This is a genomic window from Mesorhizobium sp. M1004 (genome assembly GCF_040318795.1).
Classification (GTDB): domain Bacteria; phylum Pseudomonadota; class Alphaproteobacteria; order Rhizobiales; family Rhizobiaceae; genus Mesorhizobium.
Map to the genome: position 1 here is coordinate 576068 of NZ_JAMYNB010000001.1, position 17665 is coordinate 593732.

The window sequence follows — 17665 nt, forward strand, 5'->3', positions numbered from 1 at the left end:
ATTCTTGTGAGAAAAACGGCATCTTTGCACAGGATGGGAGCCCGTGCAGACAGTCAGAAACAGCCTTCGAACCGCCATGTTCATGTGGGAGGTTAATGGTTGAAAAAGGATTACGGCATAGTTTGCCCGTAACAGTCATCCTTAACGGCCGCCTAAAGAGCCGGACGGGGTGCGAGGCGTCGGCGAAAGTGCTCCCTGACGGAGATTGGAAGCATGGTTTCCCGATTCTACGACCGGACGTTTGTCCGCGTCTTCTTCATGGCGATTGCCCTCATGGGCGCTCTCGCTTTCTCAACCTCTGCGTCGCGGGCACAGGAATACACCGCTCAGGAGATCGTCGATTCCGGTCACAAGTTCTTCGGCGCGACGTCGGGCGGTCTCGCAACCGTCGTCGAGAAGATTTTTGCCTCCTACGGCCTGCCCAATGGCTATCTGCTCGGCGAAGAGGGATCCGGCGCGCTGATCGGGGGCCTGACCTATGGCGAAGGTACGCTCTACACCAAGAATGCCGGCGACCATAAGGTGTTCTGGCAAGGGCCTTCGCTCGGTTGGGATTTCGGCGGCGAGGGATCGCGGGTGATGATGCTCGTCTATAACCTCGACGACGTCAGCAATCTCTACAATCGGTTCGGCGGCGTTGCCGGTTCGGCCTATGTCGTGGCCGGCGTCGGCTTCAACGTGCTGCAGAACAACAGGGTGCTGCTGGTGCCGATCCGCACCGGCGTCGGCGCGCGGCTTGGCGTCAATCTCGGCTATCTGAAGCTGACGCAGAGGCCGACCTGGAATCCCTTCTGAGCGATTCCGACCACACTTCGACCCGATCAACAGATTCTGACCCGGTGCAGCTGCGGCAAACCCTTGCCGCAGCGCTGGATTTGCGTCATGCGAACATGGCAAAGTCCAGACTTGGCGGTTGCCGGATAGCGGCCCGCCCGTAACGGGTAGTCACCTTGGTTCAGTCGATCCTGTTCTTCGCCCTCGGCTTTCTGTGCGCAGGCTTTCTGGCGCTGCTGGTCGCGCCGGCCATCTGGCGGCGGGCGGTTGTGCTGACACGCAAGCGTGTCGAGGCGTCGGTGCCGCGAACGCTGGCCGAGATCCAGGCCGACAAGGACAGCTTGCGGGCCGAGTTCGCCATGACGACGCGCCGGCTCGAAATCAGCATCAAGACGCTGCGTGAGCAGGCGAATGAGCAACTCGTCGAAATCAATCGCGGCCGCGAGGCGCTGAAGGGCCTGGCGGTCGAGCGCAAGGACAAGAAGCAGGCGCTTTCGGAGCTCGGGGAAAAAAACGAATTGCTCCTGCATCGCGAGCAGCAGATACAACAGCTGTCTGACAGGCTTGCACAAACAGAGCGCATGATGGAAAAGCGCGCGCTCGAGCTGGAAAAGCTCGAACATATGTACGACGACGCGTCCTTCTCCTCCAGCAATCGTCAGATCGAACTGGTGGCGCGCGAATCCGAGCTGGAAAAACTTGCCAACGACATTTCAGTGCTGCGCGGCCAGCGCAAGGAGGCCGACAGGCGCCATCAGGAAGTCGTCGCCGAGGCCAAGGCCACGCGCGATGCCTTGAAGGCCGAAAAGAAAAGAACCGCCGACCTCGACAGAAAGCTCGAGCGTCTGCTCGCCACGCTTGCCGATCGCGAGGACAAGCTCGATCGCCGCGAAAAGGAACTGGCCCGGCTTCGCGAACGGGTGAAGGGCGAGGCTGCGGGAGCCGCCGCGGCTGCTGGCCTGGTTGGTGCGCAAGACAGTGCCCGCGCCAGGAACGAGGACATCGACAAGACGCTCGCCAAGCTCGAAGGCGACCGAGAGCGGCTCGAAGCCAGGCTGACGACGCTGGCCCGCGAAAACAAGCGGATGAAGGCGGAGCTTGGCGGTTCTGGATCCGCGAAGCCCGGGAATGGCCCCGGCAATGGCAATGATACCGGTTCTGCCTTGCGCGAACAGATGAACAATCTGGCGGCTGAGGTCGTCCATTTGACGGCCAAGCTCGAAGGACCGGATTCACCGATCGCCAAGGCGCTGGCGGCGCCGCAGGAAACGCGGTCAGGAACCACCAGCCTCGCCGATCGCGTCCGGGCGTTGCAGAAGGCAGATTTGCCGAGCTGAGTTTCAAGCCCCGGCTTGAAATTGCCTGACTACGCCTATCAGGGCGAAAAATGGTGCAGCGCAATGGCTGACGCGGCAGCAACATTCAGGCTGTCGAACCCTTCCGACATCGCGATCCGCACCGTCCGCAGGCGGGCAAGCAGGCTCTCCGGGAGGCCCTCGCCTTCGGTGCCGAGATAGAGCGCCAGTCGTTTCGGTCGCGCGGCATCGCGAATGTCAGCCTCACCACGCGGCGACAAAGCGACCTGGCCGAAGCCCAACTCGCCGAGCTTCGCGATGAAAGCTTCAGTGTCGCCGAAGGACGCAAAGGGCACCTTCAACGCGGCGCCGACGGAGACACGGATCGCCTTGCGATACAGTGGGTCGCAACAGGTGGCGTCGACGAAGACGGCATCGGCGCCGAAGGCGGCGGCATTGCGGAAGATCGATCCGATATTGTCATGGTTGGCGATGCCGATGAGAACGACGATCAACGCTTCGGCAGGCAAGGTGTCGAGCAAGGCCTCGGCGGGCTGTGGCGTGCCCTTGCTGCAGATCGCCAATATACCGCGATGCATGTGGAAGCCGGCGATCCTGTCCATGACGGCGCTTGCCGCAACGTAGACCGGCAGGTCGGCAGGGGCCTTGCGCAGTATGTCGTGGAGCCCGGCCAGGCGGTTTTCGAGAACCAGGACCGACTCCGCAGCAAAGCGTCCGGCTGACAGCAGGACGTCCAGCACCACCTTGCCTTCGGCAACGAACCGGCCATGGCGGCCGGTGAGATCGCGCTCGCGGATGTCGAGATAGGCGGCGACCCGCGGATCGCGCGCGTCGTCGATCTGGATCGGATCCATCAATACCTCGGCCGGCGAAAAATCGTCAGCGAGGTAAGGAGCGATCGGAGCCGCCAGTCAAGCCCTGCAGGTCAAGTCCCGGCGCGGCGCAGACGCGTTGCCATTTGGGACAAGTCGCCTATCCCGAAAATGCCGTCCAGCATGCGCAACAGTTCGCGCACGGCTTCGGACTTGCAGGAATAGTAGATCATCTGCCGGTCGCGGCGGGTCTCGACAAGATCGAGCGCCCTGAGCTTGGCCAGATGTTGCGACAAAGCGGACTGGCTGAGCATCACCTTTTCGGCGATGGCGCCGACCGACATTTCACCGTCGGCCAGATAGCTCATGATCAAGAGCCGCTTTTCGTTGCCCATAAGGGTCAGAAATGTCGCCGCCGATTCGGCATTGGCGATTAGTTTGGTCGAGACCATCGATGCCCCATGTTTTCCTGCTCATCCAAACGCTATGGGGGCAAATAGCGTTGGCTGCTATAATTCAGCTATGGATCACGCTGCTGATTCAGCGTCGCCTGAATCGTAGATCATTTCGCCCAAATCTCAAGACGTGCTTTTGATTCATGACGATTATCCTTGCGTAGCTGGCGCACGACCGGCTTTGGCCAGGTCGACCAGAACCGGCCGCAGGTCGCGCGCGCTCTTCAATGGCTGCGGAAAATTGACCCTGCAAACGGTGTCGCCCGATGCCAGGTCCATGCCCTCGGCATCGAAGCCGGTGATGGTCCAACCATCACCTTCAACCCTGGCGAAATGATGGGCATAGACGGCGATGGCGTCGAGATGGTCGGCATTCATGTGGTCGAGACCGGACTGTTCGCTGGCTGCCAGCTCGTCGACGATCGGCCCCTCGGTGATGAGATGGGCACGGTCGAGCAGGTAGGCCTTGCCGAAGCCGCCATTCAGGCTGGCGCGCTCCGGCTCGAGCCGAAAGATCGAGAAATCGCCGAGCTCGGCATAGAGCTTTGCCTTGGGATTGCGGTTGAGATAGCGCCGCTCGGCGCGGGCATGCGCGCTCGACCCGCGTTCCAGCGGCTGCGCCCGGCAGACCAGCGTTATCCTGGGATGCGCCAGCGGATCGCCCTTGCCGGGTTCGCCGACAAGCAGCGAGCAGCGCGGCTCGGCAAGGATGGCGCCGGTATGGGCTGACAGCGCCGAGACAAGGATTAGAGGCGTGCCATCGATGTCGGTGGCGACTCCGACCCTGGAGGCCAGCGGTGCGCCGGTCGAGGGCTCGATCACCGCGAGGGCGCCGAAACGGGCGCTGCGGATCAGCGTTGCGGCCAGCCTGATCGCCTCGGCGTCCGTCGCGCGAATGACGTCCTTCTTCGGCTGGTCCAAAATGCTCACCAGGTAAGTTGATTTTCTAAATCCAGTTATTGGCCAATCATGCCGGCTTTGACAAGCGCTTTGATCTCGGCTGTCGAAAAGCCGAAGCGCGCCAGCACGGTCTGGGGCAGCTGATCGTCATCTTCAGACATGCCGGCAAGCGCCGGCTGCGAGGCCGAGAAGCGTGGCGCGGGCGCGGGGCGCTCGAGCGCACCGGCCTTCACAAATGCGTGACGCGCCCGGCTGTGCGGATGATCCCTGGCTTCGGCCAGCGACAGAACCGGCGCCACGCAGGCATCGCTTGCGGCAAACAGCGCGTCCCAGTCGTCGCGTGTCTTCTGCCGGAACCGGTCGGCAATGGCCGCGCGCATGTCCGGCCACAACGCCTTGTCGTATTGGCCGCGGACAAAATCCTCGCCGAGCGGCAGCAGCCTTGCGAATGCGGCGAAGAAGCGCGGCTCAAGGCAGCCGACCGCAACGTGGCGTGCGTCCGCCGTCTCATAGGTGTCGTAGAAGGGCGCACCGGAATCGAGCAGGTTGGCGCCGCGCCGGTCGCTCCACAGACCTGCCGACATGAAGGCGTGTATGGGGGCCACCAGCATCGAAGCGCCCTCGACCATCGCCGCGTCGATCACCTGGCCTTTGCCGGAGCGCGAGCGCTCGAACAGCGCTGCAAGCACCCCGGCGATCAGCATCATGGCGCCGCCGCCATTGTCGGCGATCAGATTCAGCGGCGGCACCGGCCGGCCTTCCTCCCGGCCTATGGCATGCAACACACCGGAATAGGCGAGGTAGGTGATGTCGTGGCCGGCGCGACCTGCGAGCGGCCCGTCCTGGCCGAAGCCGGTCATGCGGCCGTAAATCAGCGCCGGATTGCGCGCCAATGCAGCATCCGGGCCGAGACCAAACCGCTCCATCACACCGGGGCGAAAGCCTTCGACAAACAGATCGGCCTTTTCGGCAAGGCGCAGCAGCAGTTCCGTTCCTTTGGCCTGCTTGAGGTCGACGCGCAGGATGGAGCGGCCGTGACGGTCGAGATTGTGCGCATCGGAGAGCGGCAGCAGGGGTTGGTCCGAACCGGTGCGCTCGATGCGCAGCACCTCGGCGCCCATGTCCGACAGCATCAGCCCCGCCAGCGGCACCGGGCCGAGCCCAGCCATCTCGATGACTTTCAGGCCGGCCAGCGGACCGGTCTTCACTGCGCCGGCCGCCATGGCCGTCTATTTCGGCGCCATGCGGATTGCCCCATCGAGGCGGATGGTTTCGCCGTTGAGCATCTGGTTTTCGACGATATGCAGGGCGAGCGCGGCATATTCGGACGGCTCGCCGAGGCGGGACGGGAAGGGCACGGCCGCGCCGAGCGAATCCTGCACCTCCTGCGGCATGCCGGCCATCATTGGCGTCTTGAAGATGCCGGGCGCGATGGTGCAGACGCGAATGCCGGAGCGCGCCAGGTCGCGGGCAACCGGCAGCGTCATGCCGACGACGCCGCCCTTGGATGCGGCATAGGCGGCCTGGCCGATCTGGCCATCATAGGCGGCCACCGACGCGGTGTTGACGATGACGCCGCGCTCGCCGCCCTGCAGCGGTTCGAGTTGGGCGGCACGGTCGGCGACGAGGCGGATCATGTTGAAGGTGCCGATCAAATTGATCTCGATCACCTTGCGGTACTGGTCGAGCGGATGTGGACCATCCTTGCCGATCGTCTTCACGCCGATGGCAATGCCCGCGCAATTGACCAGGATGCGCGCTGGCCCAAGTCTCTTTTCCACCTCGGCGACCGCGGCCGCACCGCTGTCGGCGCTGCTCACATCGCACTGGATGGCGGCGCCGCCAATGTCGCCCGCCACCTTCGATGCCCGGTCGATGCCGATATCGAAAATGGCGACGCGCGCGCCCTTGTCGGCCAGCGCGCGGGCGGTTGCCTCGCCGAGGCCGGAGCCGCCGCCGGTTACGATCGCAATCTGGCCGTTCGGGTTCATGCTGCATGCTCCGTGCTGTTCCAGGTCATGCTACGGAGGTCGCCGCCATGGTGCAACCTGACCAATGGGGATCCATCGCGACCGGTGCCGCGACCGATCCTGGAGCTCAGGCCATCACTGGTGCCTGCTCCGCGATCCTGGCAAGGCTGGCATGGCCGACCTCGCCGGAGAGCCGCGCCACGGCACCGGGCACGATCTCGTGCGACAGCAGCCGGTCGAGGTCGACCGGGCGCGGCATGGAGATCTGGCCGCGGGGGATCTTTCTGAAGCCGAGCGGGCCGTAATAAGGCTCGTCGCCGACAAGGATCACCGCCGGCGCGCCGGCCTTGGCGGCCGCCTCCAGCGCGATCGCCACGAGCCGGCGGCCGATACCGAGATTCTTGAAGGCGGGCCGCACGGCGAGCGGCCCGAGCATCAGCGCGCGTCCGGCGCCGGCGGCGATGCGGGTCATGCGCACCGAAGCAACGACGATGTCGCCATCCATGGCGACAAAGGATAGCGAGCGCTCGTGGCCGCCGGTCTCGCGAATCTTGTAGGCGGCCAGCACGAAACGGCCGGGGCCAAAGGCTTCGTCGTTGATGGCTTCGATTTCGGGATCATGCGCCGGAGTTTCCGGCAGGTATTTCACGTCGGCAAGGCTCATGGTCTTCGCGGTCCGATAAAGAGGAAAGGTTGCTGCAAGCGGCAGCGTTCGCCAGTCAGCGCTTTCTAAGCGCGGGCGCCCTTTCGTCGTCGGTCAAACCGGATCAAGCCAAGATCGAACATGCGGAGTGTCCGCTAGCATCAATTTCCGGCGGCTGCAATCGGCTGTTTTCATCCGGCGTTTCATACGAGTGACGCTCTGTTCAGCAGATGACGGCTTCGGCATTGCCGCCTTGCGACTACATTGGCCAAGGCACGCAAGGAGATTTCGTATGGGATTGCTGGTCGAAGGCAAATGGCAGGACCGTCCGGCCAATGTCGATAGCAGCGGCAGGTTCATCCGCGCCGAGACGCAGTGGCGTGACTGGATCACGCGCGACGGCGCGCCGGCGCAAGGTCGTACGCGCGGCTTCAAGGCCGAGCCCGGACGCTACCATCTTTATGTCTCGCTCGCCTGTCCGTGGGCGCACCGCACGCTGATCTTTCGCGCGCTGAAGAAGCTAGAAGACATCATCCCGGTTTCAGTCGTGCATCATTTCCTCGGTGCTGAGGGCTGGACGTTTTTGGCCGAGGATGGCGCCACCGGCGACACGCTCTACGGCCTCGACTTCCTGCACCAAATCTACACCAAGGCCGATCCAGCCTATTCGGGCCGGGTTTCGGTGCCGGTGCTGTGGGACAAGAAGGAAGAGACCATCGTCTCCAACGAATCCGCCGAAATCATCCGCATGCTCAATTCGGCCTTCGACGAGTGGGGCGATGCCGCTCTCGATTCCTATCCGCCAGGCCTGCGCGGCGAGATCGACAAGGTCAATGCGCTGGTCTTTCCCGCCGTCAACAACGGCGTCTACCGCGCCGGCTTTGCCACCACGCAAGCGGCCTATGAAGAGGCATTCGGCGAGCTGTTCGCGGCGCTCGACACGCTGGAGGGCCGACTGTCAAAACAGCGCTATCTCATTGGCGAGCGTGTCACCGAGGCCGATTGGCGGCTGTTCACCACGCTGGTGCGTTTCGACCCGGTCTATGTCGGCCATTTCAAATGCAATCTGCGCCGCATCGCCGACTATCCGAACCTTTCGAACTATCTGCGCGACCTCTACCAGGTGCCCGGTATCGCCGGCACGGTGAACCTGCACCACATCAAAATGCACTATTACGGCAGCCACGAGAGCATCAACCCGACGCGCATCGTGCCGGTCGGGCCTGGGCTCGACTATGGCGCGCCGCACGACCGGGCGCGGTTCAGGCAGGCGGCGTGAGCATCGGATTGACAGCCTACCAGTACGGCCATACCGGCTGGCCTTCAAAAACCTCGGCAAGCCGCCGCAGCGTCGCCGGCGTCGTGCCATGCGGCAAGCGGTCGAGCGGAAAGAAGCCTGCTTCGGCGATCTCGTGGTCCGGCAGTTTCGGCGCGGTCTGGTTGAAGGTTTCGATGAGATAGAGGCCGACATGGTCGCGGCGGCTGGAGCGGCGGTTGAAATGCATCGACTTCAGCACCGGCGGGGCGGTGAGCGCGATATTGCCTTCCTCGGCCAGTTCCCGCGCCAGCGCTTCGCCAAGCGTTTCGCCGACCTCGACGCCGCCGCCCGGCAATTGCCAGCCGGGGACATAGGTGTGGCGGATGAGGAAGACGGTGTTCGAGGCGCGATCGTGGATCAGGCCGCGCACGCCCAGCGTCATCGGCCGCCGCAGCAGGAAATAGAGATGGAACAGCCTTGCCCTGAGGCCTGCCCAGCCGGTCTGGCGAAACGCCTGCTCCGGGTCCGATATAGCCATGACTAGCGAAACCGTGGATGGGCAGGAAACAGTGAGTGGAAAGCGGGGAGCGCGTCGCCTATGAAGGAAGGATGTTCAGGCTCGCGCATATTTCCGATGTCCATCTGGGGCCGCTTCCCGGTGTAACCTATCGCGAACTCGCGTCCAAGCGCGTCGTCGGCTACGTCAACTGGCAGCGCAACCGCCGCCGCCATATGCACGATGCCGTCATCGACACCATCGTCGCCGACATGAAGGCGAGCACACCCGACCACCTCACCGTTACCGGCGATCTGGTCAATCTGGCGCTCGACGGCGAGATCGAGATGGCCAAGCACTGGCTTGAGACGCTGGGTTCTCCGGAGGATGTCTCGGTGGTGCCGGGCAACCACGACGCCTATGTGCCGGGCGCCTTCGACAAGGTCTGCCGCTCCTGGGCGGCGTGGATGAGCGGCGACGGCGTGACTGCGCCGATCGACCGCAACGCTTTTCCCTATCTGCGCGTACGCGGCAATGTCGCGCTGATCGGCGTTTCGACGGCGCGCGCCACGGCGCCGTTCATGGCCAACGGCTTCTTCCTCGAAGGTCAGGCGCAAAGGCTGGCGACAGTGCTCGACGCAACGAACAAACGCGGCCTGTTGCGGGTGATCATGATCCATCATCCGCCGGTGCGCGGCGCCGTCGCCCAGCAAAAGCGCCTGTTCGGCATCTCCCGCTTCCACAAGACCGTTCATAGGCATGGCGCCGAACTCGTGCTGCACGGCCATTCGCATCTGCCGTCGCTGTTCTTCATCGGCGGGCGCGGCGCCAGGATTCCGGTCGTCGGCGTCGCCGCCGCCGGGCAGTCGCCAGGCAGCAAGAACCCGGCGGCACAGTACAATCTGCTCGATATTGACGGGGAGAAGGGCAATTGGCTGATTCGCCTGACGCGGCGCGGCCTGACCGGGCCGGCCTTGCCGCCATCGGACCTGCAGGTCATTGAACTCGGCGCGCAGACACCGAGGCCTCCAGATCGTTGATCAGAAGCTGATCTTCATCGCCATCAGGCGATCCCAAAACAGCGCGGCCGCCACCGCCAGGCCAACAAGCGCGCCGGCGGCGACCAAGCCGAGACCGGAAAGGAACGTCGACCAGCCCCTGCGGGGCACGGCTGCTTGCAAGGGCGGCTCAGCTTCCGGCACGGCGGCGCGTTTCAGGTCGGCGACGGCCGGCTCGACACCGCCCTCCATCATGCGCTGGCGCTCGACGATACGCTCCGCCACATAGCGCGTGACCTGATCGGCGACCGGTTTCATATCGGTCGATTCGGCGAGCACGACGCGGCCGATGCGGGTATCCCTGATAAAGCGGTAGGTGCGGCGGTCGCGCCCCATGGCGACATGGCTGACGGCGTCGATCCACAGGCGGGGCTGCAGGCCGGAGGAGACGACGAAGTCGAAATTGTCCATGTCGGCGGGCACGTCGGCAAAGACCGGGGCGAGCTCGGCGGCGAGCAGATCAAGCCGCATCCGGTGCGCCTCGCGCATGTCGACCACGACATCGTCGCGATCGGCGAAGGCATTTTTCACATCGCGAACGGCGTCGGACAGTTTGCGGGAGGTGTCGATGGGGGTGATGTTTTCGCCAGTGTCCTTCATCGGCGTCGCCTCGCTGATATGGTTAATTGCGAGTTAACACAGGCGGCGGCAAAATGCACTGGCGAGATGCGGGGCGCAAGTAAGTTAGCTCGCCGCGGCCTCGAATGTCGGACGCAGGCGCCTGCCGCGGCGTGCCATGTTTCGGCGCACGGCCTGGGCGACCACATCAGGCACTTCCTCGACCAGCATATGGCCGGCATCGAGCACGTGATGAATATGAAAATGCGCCGGCAGACAATCAGCCTGGGTAAAGGGCAGCACCGGATCGTCCGTTCCCCAAACCACCATCACCGGCATGTCGAGGGTGTCCAGCTGTTCGCGGGGTATGACCCCCTGCCGCTCGTTCCTGGTCATGACGGCCGATATCTCAATCAGCTTGCGCAACTGGCCGGGGCGACGGCGTAGGTCCGCCAGGACGCCAACGATGCGTTCGGGCGGCGGGCTTCGCGGTCCCGACATGGCGGCAAGGCAGGCGCGGATTTCCCGTCTGTCGGCGGCCGCGGCGTAGCGGCGCAACAGCGGTCCGTTGATCTCTGACCCAGCACCGCCCGGCGCCAGAAGCGTCAGCGAGCCTATCCTGTCAGGCTCGGCAAGCGCCATCAGGGAGGCGACCGCACCGCCCATCGAATGACCGGCGACATGCACCCTTGCTATCCCGCGTGCGGCGATATCCGCGAGAACCGCTCGCGCCGCTGTTTTGGCCGGGCCGCTGCCAGGGAATTCGAGAGACAGTCCGTGTCCCGGAAGATCGTAGGCCAAAGTCCTGATATCGGGCCCTAGCGACGCGGTCACCTCGCGCCAGATATCATGGCAACCACCGAAGCCATGCAGCAGGACGACCGTCTTCGGCCCGGCGCCCCGCTCGGCAACATAGAGGGATGAGACCATGAAAATGTGCGATTATTGCAAGACTGGAGAGGAAATTCGAATCGAGGCTGGATTGCTCCCAGTCCAGACCGATGGCCAGTAAAGTTTTCGCGATCCGGAAAGACTAGCTGGCGTTGCCGAGGCCCGCGGCGCGCAGCGCCTCAACCAGCCGGTCGGTCAGATCGGCGGGATATTTGCGCTCGGCGAAGGCCGCGCGCGGATCGGCGGCGAATTTCGGGAATTTGGTGGTCAGCTCATCCAGAAGCTTGGCTGCCAGCTGTTCGCGGCCGGCAGCCTTGGCGCCGATCAGCCGCGCCGCCAGATAATGCGATTTCATCGCCGTCGTGCGCAGCGACTCGCTGGCTATCGCGGCCTTGTTCATGTCGCCCAGCATGAACTGTCCGGCGAAAAGCCCAAAATCCCACCATGTCGGATGGCCGCTGAACGTCTCGACGGCATGGGTCAGGATCGGTGTTCCCTCGGCATATTTGCCGGCAAAGATCAGGCCATAGCCGTAAGCGGCAGCCATGCCGAGGTCGTAGGGGTTGAGCTCATAGGCCTTGCGCATCCAGCGGATCGATTCCTCGGTGTTGCCGAGGCGCGAGTTGAGGTAGCCATAGGCGCGGTGCGCATAGGGGCTGGTCGGTCCCATCTGGATGGCGCGATGGGCGAAAGACATTGCCTGTTCGACCGTCGCGCCAGGCGGATAGGCGTAATGATCGGTGGCGGCCTCAAGGGTCAGGGAGGCCAGTTCCGAATAGACCAACGACGATTTCGCACCCTGGCCGGCGAGGTTGTCCAGGCAGCGATAGGCGGCCTCGTGCGTCCTGGTGCTCTGGTCGAGATAGTATCTGTCGTTGAGGATCAGGCAGCTCGTCAGCCCGGTCTGAATGCCGTTCTGTTCGATGTAGCTGTAGAGCGGGCCGGAGGCGGGAATGGTCGAGCTGAGGATGGCGGCGATACGATCCTCGACGGTGCCAGGTGCGCTGTCGGCGGCCGTCAGACTGCGGGACAAAAGCACGCGGCCGGTCGCCACGCTCTGCAGTTCGAGCGTCACGTCACCTGCCATTGGTCCCGGCAGGACATCGAAAACGAAGCTGGTCGGGTCGGTGCTTGGGTCGCGCTTGCTGTCGGCGTCGCGGCCGATGAAGTCGATGGTGTCGAAACCGGCAAGGCCGGCGCGCAGCGAAGCGGCGACGCGGCCGGCCTCGGGGCCGGTGGCCTTCACGGCGATGTAGACGAGGGGCAGGGCCTCCATCGACGGCGATGCGATGCTGCTCGTTACGCCAGCGGTCTCGACCACCGAGGTCGGATCACTGCTGGCAAGCAATGCGCCGCTGCCCTGGCGCAGGATGAGCACGCCCAGCATGAGGATGACCAGCGTCATGGCGACCCAGAAGAACTGGAGATGGCGCGCCAGCGAAGGCCCAGGTTCTGTAACCCCCGCGGCCGTCGCGCCAGCGGGAACGGCGTCAAGAGCCGTCTGGTCGGGCGGTCCGGGCAAGGTGGCTACCGCCGCCGCAAGCGGCTCCTGCCCAACCGGCAGGCGTATGGCGTTGAGCTCATAGGACGGCACGTAGCCGCCGCGCGGAATGGCAATGCGAACCGGTTCGGCTATGCCTTCATTGGCGAAATAATGCTGGAGAAGTTCGCGCAGCCGGCCTGCCTGCACCCGGACAACGGCGTCGGTCGACGAATCGAAATCGCCGTCCTTGCCGAAGACGTCCATGGCGATGGAGAAACCCTTGAGCCTGTCGGCTTCGCCGGCCTGCTCGCGCTCAACAAGATAGCGCAGCAACTTGCGCGCGCGCTCGGAACGTCCGAACGTTTCGCTGGCGAGCAGTCGCTCCAGTGTCTCGCGCACTGCGGGGGCGGCAGGCGTGGCATGCTGCAAGTGTCGATCCTCTCGAAGTCGGCACAGGTTGAGGCGCGATCATATAGAGCCTGCACTTCCATACAAGCATGCTTATGTTATGCGATCGCGTAACACACCGGATAGTTGCCGGTGGTTGACACAAAAGACCGGAATTTCCCTCGGCAAATGGGGGATTTCCGGGCGCCGCGGACATTCGGCGCCCGGGAAAATATCAGCCGGCCTTGCGGCCGATTATCCGGTTGGCGGCCGAAACAACGGCTTCCAGCGAGGCGGCGACGATGTTGGTGTTGATGCCGGCGCCGAACAGCTTGCCGCCGGGATATTCCATCTCGACATAGGAAATCGCCGAGGCGTTCGAGCCGCGCTGGAGCGAATGTTCGGAATAATCAAGCACCGACATGTCGACGCCAACATGACGCGACAGCGCATCGACGAAGCCGTCGATCGGGCCGGTGCCGGAGCCGGCGATTGTCGTCTCCTTGCCGTTGTCGAGGATCACCGCCTCGACCACGCGCCGGCCCTTTTTCTCGGTATCGGGATAGGTGTGATGGTCGAGGAACTTCAGTCGTGCGCCGGGCTGGTCGACATAGGTTTCAATAAAGCGGTCATGGATGCGTTTTGCCGGCACTTCCTTGCCTTCGGCGTCGGTGATCGCCTGGATCTCCTGGCTGAACTCGATCTGCAGGTTGCGCGGCAGATTGAGGCCGTAATCGGCCTGCAGTACATAGGCGATGCCGCCTTTGCCCGACTGCGAGTTGATGCGGATGATCGCCTCGTAGCTGCGTCCGACATCGGCCGGATCGATCGGCAGATAGGGCACTTCCCAGACCGGCGTGTTGGCCTTCTTCAAGGCCTTCATGCCCTTGTTGATGGCGTCCTGGTGCGAGCCGGAAAAGGCGGTGTAGACGAGTTCGCCGACATAGGGATGGCGCTCGGAGATCTTCAGCTGGTTGGAATATTCGTAGACGTCCTTCATCCGGTTGATGTCGGAGCAATCCAGATGGGGATCGACGCCTTGCGTGTACATGTTGAGCGCCAGCGTCACGATGTCGACATTTCCGGTGCGCTCGCCATTGCCGAACAGCGTGCCTTCGACGCGGTCCGCACCCGCCATCAGGCCGAGCTCGGTGGTGGCGATGCCGGTGCCGCGATCGTTGTGGGGGTGCAGCGAGATCAGCAGGTTCTCGCGGTCGTCCAGGTTGCGGCACATCCATTCGATCCGGTCGGCATAGATGTTGGGCGTCGACATCTCGACCGTCGACGGCAGGTTGATGATCAGTCTGTTGTCGGCTGTCGGCTTCACGATCTCGGTGACGGCGTTGCATATCTCCAGCGCGACTTCGAGCTCGGTGCCGGTAAAGCTTTCGGGCGAATATTCGAAGCGATAACCGCCGCCGGCCTTGGCCGCCATGTCGGTGATCATCTTGGCCGCGTCGGTGGCGATGCGCTTGATACCGCCGACATCCTTCTCGAAGACGACGCGACGCTGCAACTCGCTGGTCGAATTGTAGAAATGCACGATCGGGTTGGTGGCGCCCTTCAGAGATTCGAAGGTGCGGGTGATGAGTTCGGGACGGCACTGCACCAGCACCTGTAGCGAAACATCAGCCGGCACATTGCCTTCCTCGATGCACCAGCGGGCGAAATCGAAATCGGTCTGCGAGGCCGAGGGGAAACCGATCTCGATCTCCTTGAAACCCATGTCGAGCAGCAGGGCGAACATGCGCGCCTTGCGCTCATGACCCATCGGATCGATCAGCGCCTGGTTGCCGTCGCGCAAATCGACCGAGCACCAGACCGGTGCCTTGTCGATGACCTTGTTGGGCCAGGTGCGGTCGGTGAGACCGACCGTCGGGTAGGGCTGGTATTTTCGGGCCGCGCCCGGCATGTGGCCGGCCGCGCGTTTTACGCTTTCGGCTTCGCCGGCGCGGATGTCTTCTCGTGCGTTCATCGTCTTGTTCTCCCGGCGGCTCGCGGATCGGTCTTCGGACGGATTCCAGGGCGAGCAGCGCCTTATCAGATTTTCGTTCGCTTGATGTGAATTGCCAATTTCTGAACTGGCCAAGGAGCGTGCGCGTAAGCGGCGGTTCGACCGCCGGGCGCTCCTTCAGCGAACCCGGCGATCGCCGATAAGGCCGAGAAGAAGCAGGGTCGATGCCAGCGCGCGCACGGTCTCGCCGGCAAAGCCGGTCGGACGGGAAGCGACGGAGGAGACGCGCGTGTTCATGGCGGGGTTCATACAGGAGCCGCCATGGACAGGCAAGTGGGCTGCCATTCCACCACTCGCGAGCACTCTTCCCCATGCGCGGCAAATGCGCCAGACTTGCGTGTAGCCGAGCCCGCAATGCTTCGCCGTCGGAGGGATCATCCGTGAATTTTGTTTTCTTCTCGCCGCATTTTCCCGCCAACGGCGCCGATTTCTGCGACCGGCTGAAAAAGGCCGGCGCTACGGTGCTGGGCATTGGCGATGCGCCTTATGAGGCGCTGGACGGCAAGCTGAAGGTGGCCCTGTCGGAATATTACCGCATCGCCGACATGGAGGACTACGATCCGGTGTTCCGGGCCATGGGTCATTTCATCCACAAATGGGGCCGGATCGAGCGCTTCGAGTCACTCAACGAGCATTGGCTGGAGCTGGAAGCCAACATCCGCACCGACTTCAACATCTACGGCACCAAGCTCGATTTCGTGAAGAATTTGAAGCGCAAGAGCCGCATGCGTGCATTCTTCCGCAAGAGCGGCGTCGACACCATCGCCCAGCGCAAATGCTCCGACCGGGCCGGCGCCATGACCTTCATCCGCCGCGTCGGCTATCCCGTGGTGGTGAAGCCCGATTCCGGGTCCGGCGCCTCGAACACCTTCAAGATTTCCAACGCCAGGGAGCTTGACCAGTTTTTCAGAGACAAGCCCGAGGACGTGACCTTCGTCATGGAGCAATTCATCGAGGGGCTGGTGGTGACCTTCGATGGGCTGGTCAACCGTGACGGCGAGGTGGTGCTGGCGGCCAGCCACCGCTACGACCAGAGCATCATGGAAGTGGTCAACAAGGATCGCCACATGAGCTACACCTGCTTTCCCAAGGTCCGACCGGCGATCGAAGAGGCCGGCCGCAAGATCCTCAAAGCGTTCGACGTGCGCGAGCGCTTCTTCCACATCGAGCTGTTCGAAACCAAGGACGACCGCGTCATCGCGCTTGAGGTCAACATGCGGCCGCCCGGCGCCTGGATGACCGATGCGATCAACTACACGTTCGACATCGACGTCTACGCGGCCTGGGCCGACATGGTGGTGAAGGATGCCGCCGGTGGTCCTTATGAGGGCAAGTATTTCACCGCTTATGCCAGCCGCAAGCAGCACCTCCACTATTTGCACAGCCATGAGGACGTGCTAGCCGCGCATCGCGACAAGATCGTCCATCATCAGCCGATAGAAAATGTTTTCAGCCGCGCCATGGGAAATTACGCCTACCAGATGCGCTCGAAGGACGAGAGAGAGCTGCGCGCGGCCGTCGCCTACATCCACGCGGAAAAGGCTTAGACGCGATGGACATCTCCTATCACAAGGGTTTCTCCGGCAATCTCGGCCGCGACATGGAATACAAGCGCTACGGCCATGCCGGCCGGCCGGTGGTGGTGTTCCCGACGTCGCAGGGGCGGTTCTACCAGTTCGAGGATTCCGGCGGGGTTGGAGCGCTGGCCGAATTCATCGATACCGGCCGCATCCAGCTGTTTGCGGTCGACGGCGTCGATTCGGAATCGTTCTTCAACAAGCATGCCGGCGTCGCCCACCGCATCGGTCGCCACGAGGCTTATTTCCGATATGTGCGCGAGGAGGCGCTGCCGGAGTTTCTGGCGACCGCCGAGCAAGCCAATGGCGGGCGCAAATTAAAGCCGCTGTTCACCGGCTGTTCGATGGGCGGTTATCATTCCACGAACTTCGTCTTTCGCTTTCCCGAACTCGCCAGCGGCGTCATCGCGCTGTCGGGCGTCTATTCGGCGGGCGACTTCTTCGGCAAGGCGCTGGAAGGTGATATCTTCTACAATTCACCGCTCGACTATCTGCCCGGCACCGTAGACCCAAAGCTGCTTGCCCGGCTGAAGTCGCTGAGGATGATCTTCTGCTGCGGGCAGGGCGCCTGGGAAGAGCGGATGCTGGTCGAGACCCGCAGGCTGGAACAGATCCTGCGCGACAAATCCATTCCCGCCTGGGTCGACTATTGGGGCGGCGATGTCAGTCATGACTGGCCATGGTGGCACAAGCAGCTGGTCTATTTCTTCGGCCGCTGGCTGGATGATGATCTGATGCACCGGCTCGATTGATGACCACACCCGAACCTATCCGCCGCTTTATCGAGGCCACCAATGCGGGTGATAGCGAAGCCGTTCTCCACACGTTCACAGCCGACGCGTCCCTGACCGACTGGGGGCGGTCCTTCCAAGGCCGCCAGCAGATCGCGCGCTGGAACCAGTCGGACAATATCGGCGTGAAGTCCAATCTTCGCATTGTCCGCATCGCCGAGGTCGAGGGCAGCTACCGCGTCCGCATTGCCGTGAAAGGCAATGGCTTCAACGGCGAGGGTGACATGACCTTCGTGCTGGACGGCCACCGCATAGCGAGCCTCGTCATCTCCTGACGCGGCT

General features: G+C 63.3%; 18 protein-coding genes. 7 read left to right on the forward strand and 11 right to left on the reverse strand.

Annotated features, from left to right (window positions below; translation table 11 throughout):
- Positions 1-258: 258 nt before the first annotated feature.
- Both NKH54_RS02770 and NKH54_RS02775 read left to right on the forward strand, forming a co-directional pair.
- Positions 259-795, forward strand: a complete 537-nt coding sequence (locus NKH54_RS02770) for a DUF1134 domain-containing protein (protein WP_245259859.1) — start codon at positions 259-261, stop codon at positions 793-795.
- Positions 796-950: 155 nt separating this feature from the next.
- The gene (locus NKH54_RS02775; RefSeq protein WP_023705954.1) at positions 951-2111 is read left to right on the forward strand and encodes a coiled-coil domain-containing protein; all 1161 of its coding nucleotides are present in this window, start codon (positions 951-953) and stop codon (positions 2109-2111) included.
- Positions 2112-2149: 38 nt separating this feature from the next.
- Here the strand turns inward: NKH54_RS02775 and NKH54_RS02780 are convergent, their stop codons facing one another.
- The 6 genes from NKH54_RS02780 to NKH54_RS02805 form a co-directional block, all read right to left on the reverse strand.
- Positions 2150-2944, reverse strand: coding sequence for a TrmH family RNA methyltransferase (locus tag NKH54_RS02780; RefSeq protein WP_352838759.1), 795 nt, complete (start codon positions 2942-2944; stop codon positions 2150-2152).
- A gap of 71 nt (positions 2945-3015) precedes the next feature.
- Positions 3016-3354: an ArsR/SmtB family transcription factor gene (locus NKH54_RS02785; protein WP_023669951.1), complete on the reverse strand. Its 339-nt coding sequence runs from the start codon at positions 3352-3354 to the stop codon at positions 3016-3018.
- A gap of 153 nt (positions 3355-3507) precedes the next feature.
- Entirely contained in the window at positions 3508-4278 is a 771-nt protein-coding gene (locus NKH54_RS02790; RefSeq protein WP_352838790.1) for a HugZ family pyridoxamine 5'-phosphate oxidase, read from the reverse strand.
- Positions 4279-4313: 35 nt separating this feature from the next.
- Positions 4314-5480, reverse strand: coding sequence for a CaiB/BaiF CoA transferase family protein (locus NKH54_RS02795; protein WP_352838760.1), 1167 nt, complete (start codon positions 5478-5480; stop codon positions 4314-4316).
- A gap of 6 nt (positions 5481-5486) precedes the next feature.
- A complete protein-coding gene (locus NKH54_RS02800) occupies positions 5487-6248 on the reverse strand; it encodes a 3-hydroxyacyl-CoA dehydrogenase (RefSeq protein WP_023686192.1) in 762 nt (253 codons plus the stop codon).
- 106 nt (positions 6249-6354) lie between these two features.
- Positions 6355-6891: a GNAT family N-acetyltransferase gene (locus NKH54_RS02805; RefSeq protein WP_023686191.1), complete on the reverse strand. Its 537-nt coding sequence runs from the start codon at positions 6889-6891 to the stop codon at positions 6355-6357.
- Between the two features lie 271 nt (positions 6892-7162).
- Between NKH54_RS02805 and NKH54_RS02810 the strand changes: the two genes are divergently transcribed.
- Positions 7163-8149: a glutathione S-transferase family protein gene (locus NKH54_RS02810; protein ID WP_353027684.1), complete on the forward strand. Its 987-nt coding sequence runs from the start codon at positions 7163-7165 to the stop codon at positions 8147-8149.
- 16 nt (positions 8150-8165) lie between these two features.
- On the opposite strand, the gene NKH54_RS02815 is transcribed toward NKH54_RS02810, so the two are convergent.
- Positions 8166-8666: an NUDIX domain-containing protein gene (locus tag NKH54_RS02815; protein WP_353027685.1), complete on the reverse strand. Its 501-nt coding sequence runs from the start codon at positions 8664-8666 to the stop codon at positions 8166-8168.
- 71 nt (positions 8667-8737) lie between these two features.
- Between NKH54_RS02815 and NKH54_RS02820 the strand changes: the two genes are divergently transcribed.
- Positions 8738-9664, forward strand: coding sequence for a metallophosphoesterase family protein (locus tag NKH54_RS02820; protein WP_023683636.1), 927 nt, complete (start codon positions 8738-8740; stop codon positions 9662-9664).
- On the opposite strand, the gene NKH54_RS02825 is transcribed toward NKH54_RS02820, so the two are convergent.
- The 4 genes from NKH54_RS02825 to leuA form a co-directional block, all read right to left on the reverse strand.
- Positions 9665-10282: a hypothetical protein gene (locus NKH54_RS02825; protein ID WP_353027686.1), complete on the reverse strand. Its 618-nt coding sequence runs from the start codon at positions 10280-10282 to the stop codon at positions 9665-9667.
- Between the two features lie 84 nt (positions 10283-10366).
- Complete coding sequence (locus tag NKH54_RS02830; RefSeq protein WP_023711105.1) at positions 10367-11170, reverse strand: alpha/beta fold hydrolase; 804 nt, start codon at positions 11168-11170, stop codon at positions 10367-10369.
- A 103-nt stretch (positions 11171-11273) separates the two neighbouring features.
- Positions 11274-13043 (reverse strand): tetratricopeptide repeat protein, encoded by a 1770-nt coding sequence (locus tag NKH54_RS02835; RefSeq protein WP_353027687.1) that lies wholly within the window; start codon positions 13041-13043, stop codon positions 11274-11276.
- A gap of 193 nt (positions 13044-13236) precedes the next feature.
- The gene (gene leuA / locus NKH54_RS02840; protein ID WP_023683640.1) at positions 13237-14913 is read right to left on the reverse strand and encodes a 2-isopropylmalate synthase; all 1677 of its coding nucleotides are present in this window, start codon (positions 14911-14913) and stop codon (positions 13237-13239) included.
- A 482-nt stretch (positions 14914-15395) separates the two neighbouring features.
- On the opposite strand from leuA, the gene NKH54_RS02845 reads away from it, so the two are divergent.
- Genes NKH54_RS02845 through NKH54_RS02855 form a run of 3 tightly spaced genes read left to right on the forward strand, consistent with a single transcriptional unit; the run spans position 15396 to position 17658 of the window.
- Positions 15396-16562: an ATP-grasp domain-containing protein gene (locus NKH54_RS02845; protein WP_023804784.1), complete on the forward strand. Its 1167-nt coding sequence runs from the start codon at positions 15396-15398 to the stop codon at positions 16560-16562.
- Positions 16563-16567: 5 nt separating this feature from the next.
- Entirely contained in the window at positions 16568-17344 is a 777-nt protein-coding gene (locus NKH54_RS02850; RefSeq protein ID WP_023741035.1) for an esterase family protein, read from the forward strand.
- Positions 17344-17658, forward strand: coding sequence for a nuclear transport factor 2 family protein (locus NKH54_RS02855; protein WP_031192978.1), 315 nt, complete (start codon positions 17344-17346; stop codon positions 17656-17658). Before NKH54_RS02850 ends, NKH54_RS02855 begins: the two co-directional genes overlap by 1 nt.
- Positions 17659-17665 lie beyond the last annotated feature (7 nt).

What these genes read in the sequence shown, in the direction of transcription:
- NKH54_RS02820 (WP_023683636.1), top strand. Translation starts at nt 8,738, where the DNA reads ATGTTCAGGCTCGCGCATATTTCCGATGTCCATCTGGGGCCGCTTCCC.
- NKH54_RS02785 (WP_023669951.1), bottom strand. Translation starts at nt 3,354, where the DNA reads ATGGTCTCGACCAAACTAATCGCCAATGCCGAATCGGCGGCGACATTT.
- NKH54_RS02825 (WP_353027686.1), bottom strand. Translation starts at nt 10,282, where the DNA reads ATGAAGGACACTGGCGAAAACATCACCCCCATCGACACCTCCCGCAAA.
- NKH54_RS02830 (WP_023711105.1), bottom strand. Translation starts at nt 11,170, where the DNA reads ATGGTCTCATCCCTCTATGTTGCCGAGCGGGGCGCCGGGCCGAAGACG.
- NKH54_RS02805 (WP_023686191.1), bottom strand. Translation starts at nt 6,891, where the DNA reads ATGAGCCTTGCCGACGTGAAATACCTGCCGGAAACTCCGGCGCATGAT.
- NKH54_RS02815 (WP_353027685.1), bottom strand. Translation starts at nt 8,666, where the DNA reads ATGGCTATATCGGACCCGGAGCAGGCGTTTCGCCAGACCGGCTGGGCA.
- NKH54_RS02855 (WP_031192978.1), top strand. Translation starts at nt 17,344, where the DNA reads ATGACCACACCCGAACCTATCCGCCGCTTTATCGAGGCCACCAATGCG.
- NKH54_RS02795 (WP_352838760.1), bottom strand. Translation starts at nt 5,480, where the DNA reads ATGGCGGCCGGCGCAGTGAAGACCGGTCCGCTGGCCGGCCTGAAAGTC.
- NKH54_RS02800 (WP_023686192.1), bottom strand. Translation starts at nt 6,248, where the DNA reads ATGAACCCGAACGGCCAGATTGCGATCGTAACCGGCGGCGGCTCCGGC.
- NKH54_RS02850 (WP_023741035.1), top strand. Translation starts at nt 16,568, where the DNA reads ATGGACATCTCCTATCACAAGGGTTTCTCCGGCAATCTCGGCCGCGAC.
- NKH54_RS02780 (WP_352838759.1), bottom strand. Translation starts at nt 2,944, where the DNA reads ATGGATCCGATCCAGATCGACGACGCGCGCGATCCGCGGGTCGCCGCC.
- leuA (WP_023683640.1), bottom strand. Translation starts at nt 14,913, where the DNA reads ATGCCGGGCGCGGCCCGAAAATACCAGCCCTACCCGACGGTCGGTCTC.
- NKH54_RS02770 (WP_245259859.1), top strand. Translation starts at nt 259, where the DNA reads ATGGCGATTGCCCTCATGGGCGCTCTCGCTTTCTCAACCTCTGCGTCG.
- NKH54_RS02810 (WP_353027684.1), top strand. Translation starts at nt 7,163, where the DNA reads ATGGGATTGCTGGTCGAAGGCAAATGGCAGGACCGTCCGGCCAATGTC.